This window comes from Herbaspirillum lusitanum P6-12, from assembly GCF_000256565.1.
Lineage (GTDB): Bacteria > Pseudomonadota > Gammaproteobacteria > Burkholderiales > Burkholderiaceae_D > Herbaspirillum > Herbaspirillum lusitanum.
Map to the genome: position 1 here is coordinate 1 of NZ_AJHH01000764.1, position 5,138 is coordinate 5,138.

Annotated in this window: 5 protein-coding genes and 1 pseudogene; 3 read left to right on the top strand and 3 right to left on the bottom strand. The window is 58.9% G+C overall.

Annotated elements, in window-relative coordinates; translation table 11 throughout:
- The first annotated feature begins 54 nt into the window (after window positions 1-54).
- Window positions 55-729 carry a FadR/GntR family transcriptional regulator gene (locus HLUSI_RS0124640; RefSeq protein WP_238534077.1) on the top strand — a complete coding sequence of 225 codons (675 nt, stop codon included), beginning with the start codon at window positions 55-57 and terminating at the stop codon, window positions 727-729.
- A gap of 318 nt (window positions 730-1,047) precedes the next feature.
- On the opposite strand, the gene HLUSI_RS0124645 is transcribed toward HLUSI_RS0124640, so the two are convergent.
- From HLUSI_RS0124645 to HLUSI_RS0124655, 3 genes are all read right to left on the bottom strand, one after another.
- Entirely contained in the window at window positions 1,048-1,623 is a 576-nt protein-coding gene (locus HLUSI_RS0124645) for an elongation factor P (RefSeq protein ID WP_016836469.1), read from the bottom strand.
- Between the two features lie 167 nt (window positions 1,624-1,790).
- Window positions 1,791-2,966 (bottom strand): elongation factor P maturation arginine rhamnosyltransferase EarP, encoded by a 1,176-nt coding sequence (earP, locus tag HLUSI_RS0124650; protein WP_016836470.1) that lies wholly within the window; start codon window positions 2,964-2,966, stop codon window positions 1,791-1,793.
- Between the two features lie 78 nt (window positions 2,967-3,044).
- Complete coding sequence (locus tag HLUSI_RS0124655; protein WP_016836471.1) at window positions 3,045-3,836, bottom strand: SDR family NAD(P)-dependent oxidoreductase; 792 nt, start codon at window positions 3,834-3,836, stop codon at window positions 3,045-3,047.
- 100 nt (window positions 3,837-3,936) lie between these two features.
- Here HLUSI_RS0124655 and HLUSI_RS30595 point away from each other — a divergent pair.
- Both HLUSI_RS30595 and HLUSI_RS33160 read left to right on the top strand, forming a co-directional pair.
- A pseudogene (locus HLUSI_RS30595) lies at window positions 3,937-4,861 on the top strand (bifunctional helix-turn-helix transcriptional regulator/GNAT family N-acetyltransferase).
- A 33-nt stretch (window positions 4,862-4,894) separates the two neighbouring features.
- Window positions 4,895-5,035, top strand: coding sequence for a hypothetical protein (locus HLUSI_RS33160; protein ID WP_157138003.1), 141 nt, complete (start codon window positions 4,895-4,897; stop codon window positions 5,033-5,035).
- Window positions 5,036-5,138: the final 103 nt, after the last annotated feature.

A 5,138-nucleotide genomic window follows, 5' to 3' on the forward strand; every position in this document is an offset into this window, starting at 1 on the left:
CGACATACAACTTTGCGGTCAGTGTAAGAAGAAAGCGGTATCATGTCAATCAACATGAAAAATACTCAGCTTTCCAAGACTTCTCACACTGGTTCTCGCGCTGCTTCCGGTATTGCGCAGTCGCCCGCCTCGCTCGATTCCGCCAAAGGCACACTGGCGGATCGCGTGACCGGCGCGTTGGTCGAACAGATTCGCCAGGGCGATTTCGCTCCGGGCGAGCGCATGCCTTCCGAGAATGAATTGACCGAACGCTTCCAGGTCAGCCGCACCGTGATTCGGGAAGCCATTTCCCGTCTCAAATCGGAAGGCCTGGTCGGTTCGCGCCGGGGCAGCGGCACCGTCGTCCTCGCGCCGAACAATGCGACGCCGTTCCGGCTCGACATCGATGTGCAGGATTCAATCCAGGCGGTGTTGCGCGTGATTGAGTTGCGCCGCGGCGTCGAGGGCGAGATGGCGGCATTGGCGGCGCAGCGTCGCACCAAGGCGCAGAACCAGCGTATCCGGCAGGCGCTGAAGGATATCGACAAAGCGGTGCAGGAAGGGCGCGACGGCGTGCCGGAAGACTTTGCTTTCCATGCAGCGATTTCCGAGGCGGCGCACAATCCGCTGTACACCTCGCTGTTGCAGTTCCTGAGCCAGTTCCTGCAGGCGGCGGATCGCGCCTTCTGGGCCAGCGCGGAAGGGCAGGCGGCGGCGCGGGATCTGGCGCGGGTGAGGGATGCTGGGTAAGCCGGATAAGCCGGATAAGCCGGATAAGCCGGATAAGCCGAATGAAAGATCGACGAACGCGCACTGGCTACCCGTTCGCCCTGAGTAGACGCGCAGCGTCGTATCGAAGGGTTCACTGGCCGTGAAACTGCGCTGCGCCTCTTCGGCGAGCTCAGGACAGGTTTCGGCGCGCCTTCGATACGCGGTGATGCCGCTACTCAGGACGAGCGGCAGTGGCGCGCCCGGCAAACTGCCATCAAACAGCCATCAAACGCTCATCCAACAGGCATAAAAAAACGCTGCACCAGGCAGCGTTTTTTTACGGGCATCGGCAAACAATCAGCCGCGCACGACCTTCTTGTATTCGTTGGTGCGGGTGTCGATTTCGATCTGGTCGTCCTGGCTGACGAACAGTGGAACCATCACGACGATCTGATTGGCTTCAATGGCGTTTTCGATCTTGGCTTCCTTCAGGACGTTGCCCGAAGTGTTGCCCTTGACTGCCGGCTCCGAGTACACGACCTGGCGCACGATGGTGGTTGGCAGTTCGACCGAGATTGCCTTGCCGTCATAGAAGACCGCTTCGCATTCCATGCCGTCCTTCAGGTAACCCAGAGCATCGCCCAGGTTTTCGCCTTCGATTTCGAACTGGTTGTATTCGGAGTCCATGAACACGTACAGCGGATCGGCGAAGTAGGAATAAGTCACTGCCTTCTTGTCCAGCACGACGACGTCGAACTTGTCGTCGCCGCGGAAAACGTTTTCCTGCGGGCTGTTGGTCAGCAGGTTCTTCATCTTCCACTTGTAAGTGAAACCAGTGCGGCTCGAACCGTTGACGTCGGAGCGCAAGACGATCATTGGCTTGCTGTCGACCATAATGATGTTGCCGACGCGAATTTCTTTTGCAAATTTCATAGCGAATATACGTAAAAAGTAGGTTGCGTAAAAATCTTCTGTAGCCTACCGGCAGAACCACACCGCAAGCCCACGTACGATTAAATTGATGTTGCTGAATTGATGATGCCTAAAAATTAGCCCTATATTTTAACCTATTTCCGGGCCGATTTCGCTGTTACTCGTGCTTACTTGCGCACTGACGCCGCAAACTTCAGCAAATTCGATGCCAAATCGCCATTTGCCAACAGTTGTTGCCGCCATTCCATGGACAGATCGTCAAGCTGCGGCAATTCGGCCGCCAATGCGGGCCAGCGCGTGGCCATGTCGGCCTGTTCCGTGCAGGCGCCGTTCCAGGCCAGCATCATGGCTTGCATTGCCGGAGTGGCCGCTTTGTAAATGGCGAGGAAGGCCTTGAGCTTGACGTGGTGCAAGTTTTCATCCTGCGGGTAGATGTGCCAGACAAAGGGCTTGCCGGCCAGTTGTGCCCGCACGAAGGAATCTTCTCCGCGTGCGAAGTTGAGGTCGCAGGACCATAGCAGCTTGTCGTAATCGGGTTGCGGCACGAACGGCAGCACGCGCACCGTCAGCGCCCCTTGCGTTGCAAGGGCGCCGGCAACGGCGGAGCGTCCGAGGAAGGCTTGCACGGCCTCGGTCGCGACGCCTTCCGGGACCAGGCAGGTGATCGCGCGGTCGCCGTCGCGCCAGGCGGCAAACAGGTCGGCGATCGGCGCCTGCGGATAGCAGAACAGCGAGACCTTGAGCGCTGCCGTCTCGGCCTCGGTTACGCCGAATTTCGCGAGGAAGTCGGCGGCGGCGCGTGGATCGGCAAGAAAAGCTTCGCGTCGCGCAGTCAGGCCGGATTCGATCTGCAGGCCGCCGGTGCGTTGGTTGAATCCGGGAAAAAAGAAGTACTTCGTCAACGGCAACTGCGGATGCGGCGAAGGCAGCGTATGGCAGCCTTCCACCCAGGCTTCCGCCGTCAGGCCTTCCAGATTCAGCCAGGCCGGACGCTGTGTGCATTCCGACATGGCTTTGATGTAGCCGGGTGGTATGTCGCAGGCAAAAAACTCGATCACGATGTCCGGCATGTCGGCGGCGTCGAATACGCCGTCCTGATCGCGCCAATGGCGGACGATGACGCCTTGAATTTCCTGCGTCTCGCAATCGGTCGCGACTTCCGGGCAGATCCGCTGAAAACTCTTCAGGTCGTCAACCCATAAGGTGACGATGACGCCGTGTTCCGTTTGCAATTGCCGCGCCAGCCGCCAGCAGATACCGATATCGCCATAGTTGTCGACCACCTTGCAGAACAGGGCGAGGGAGGTGGCGTGAGGCGCCTGCGAGGATGTTGTGGAAAGCATTTCCGGAGTGTTCGGGATGTCGGATGGCAAGAAATAATCGGCTTGATTGCAAGCTGGTCCGCATGATACAGGATGAGCTCACGAAGCGAGGAATCCGCCATCTGCCGCCAGCACGTGTCCGACGACGTACGATGCTGCGCCGGACAGCAGCCATAGTACGGCTTCGGCGACTTCCTCCGGTTGCCCCATGCGTTTGAGCGGCAAGCCTGCGGCAACCGCGGACATGTCGGCAATGCCCGATGAAAGCATCATGTCGGTGACTACCCTGCCCGGAGCGATCGCGTTGATGCGAACGCCGTGCGGTGCATATTCCATGGCCGCCGACCGCATCAGCGAGATGGCGGCGGCCTTGGAGGCGGAGTAGAGCGCAAGCCCCGGATTGGGATTGCGTACGCCGCTGACTGAGGTGTTGATGACGATGCTGCCGTTGCCGCGAGCCGCCATCGGTGGCAATTGGTATTTCAGGCACAAAAACACGGCACGCACGTTGGCGTCGAAGATGGCGTCGTAAACAGCGGATTCCTGCGCGTGCAGGGATGCCCGTCGTTCCTGTCGTCCGGCATTGTTGAAGGCTGCGTCCAGGCGTCCGAATTGCGTCAGTACGGTGTCGATCAGCCGTTGGACGTCGCCTTCCTTTGTTACATCGGTTTGTACATAGAGGCTCTGTGCGCCGGCGGCGCGACATTCGGCGGCCACGGTTTCTCCCTCCGGTTGACGCCGGCCTGCAATCACCACGGCGCTTGCGCCAGCCCGCGCCATCCGGATCGCGGCGGCGCGACCGATGCCGCTACCGCCTCCGGTCACCAATGCAACTTGTCCGGCCATGTCGTACGGACTGGCGCTGCATTCCTTTTTTGGCATCGTTTCCATGGCATTTCTCCTGAAGATGGGAAGGGGCATCTGAATCGCAATGATTTTCTTGAAATGTATAGTTGTATAATACAACCATATAAAATCAGGGGATGGAAATATGCAAAAAACAGGCTCTTCACCCGATCTTTCTTTTGTCGACGGCATCCGTACCGCTTCGCGCCGGATGGTGCGCGAATTGGGCTTCATGCAATCCACGCTGGCGGCGACCGACTATCCGCCGTCTGCCGTGCACGCCATTATCGAGATCGGCGCACGCAAATCGATGAGCGCAGCGCAGCTTGCCGAATTCCTCGGCCTCGAAAAGTCCAGCGTCAGCCGTATGGTGCGCAAGCTGGTCGAGGCAGGGGAATTGCAGGAACGGGCCAGCGACGTCGACGGCCGCGTCAAATGGCTGGCATTGACGCCGCAAGGTCGACGCACGCTGACTGCCGTCCAGGCGTACGGCCGCAAGCAGGTGCTTGGCGCGCTTGAACAATTGAGTGCGGATCAGCAGGACGCCGTAGCGCAAGGGCTGAGTGTCTATGCGCTGGCGCTGGAAGCGCGCCGGTCGGGCGAGGCAATCGTGCAGGCCGACGAGATTCGCATCGTCGCCGGTTATCAGGCTGGAGTGATCGGCCGGATTGTTCAGATGCATGCGATGTTTTACGCGCGCAGCGTCGGCTTCGGCAGCTTTTTCGAGAGCAAGGTGGCGGCGGGACTGGCAGAATTCGTGCCGCGTCTGGACCATCCTCGCAATGGTTTGTGGTTAGCGGTGCAAGGTCGGCGCATCGTCGGCTCGGTCGCCATCGACGGCCAGGATTTGGGCGACAACAAGGCGCATTTACGCTGGTTTATCGTCGATGACGGTGTGCGTGGAGCAGGCGTGGGGCGCCGTCTGATGGATGCGGCGATGGCGTTTTGCGACGCGCAGGGATTCGCGTCGGTGCAGTTGTGGACTTTTCAGGGGTTGGATGGGGCTCAAGGAAGAATGGCCGGGAGCGCAGTGGGGCAAGGAGATGGTGGAGCAGCGCTTCGAGCGGTGAATCCCCGTCTGTTTGTGACCGGCTTGGGGAGACTTGCGTATCGGCAAGCATCTGAAAATTTGTTGTATTTTTAAACCTATGCAGATTTTAAAAATTTTTTGGGGCAAGCTCAAGGAAGAATGGCCGGGAGCGCAGTGGGGCAAGGAGATGGTGGAGCAGCGCTTCGAGCGGTGAATCCCCGTCTGTTTGTGACCGGCTTGGGGAGACTTGCGTATCGGCAAGCATCTGAAAATTTGTTGTATTTTTAAACCTATGCAGATTTTAAAAAAAATTTGGG

Coding starts and splice junctions, on each gene's coding strand:
- HLUSI_RS0124645 (WP_016836469.1), bottom strand. CDS start 1,623: ATGAAATTTGCAAAAGAAATTCGCGTCGGCAACATCATTATGGTCGAC.
- HLUSI_RS0124655 (WP_016836471.1), bottom strand. CDS start 3,836: ATGGAAACGATGCCAAAAAAGGAATGCAGCGCCAGTCCGTACGACATG.
- earP (WP_016836470.1), bottom strand. CDS start 2,966: ATGCTTTCCACAACATCCTCGCAGGCGCCTCACGCCACCTCCCTCGCC.
- HLUSI_RS0124640 (WP_238534077.1), top strand. CDS start 55: ATGAAAAATACTCAGCTTTCCAAGACTTCTCACACTGGTTCTCGCGCT.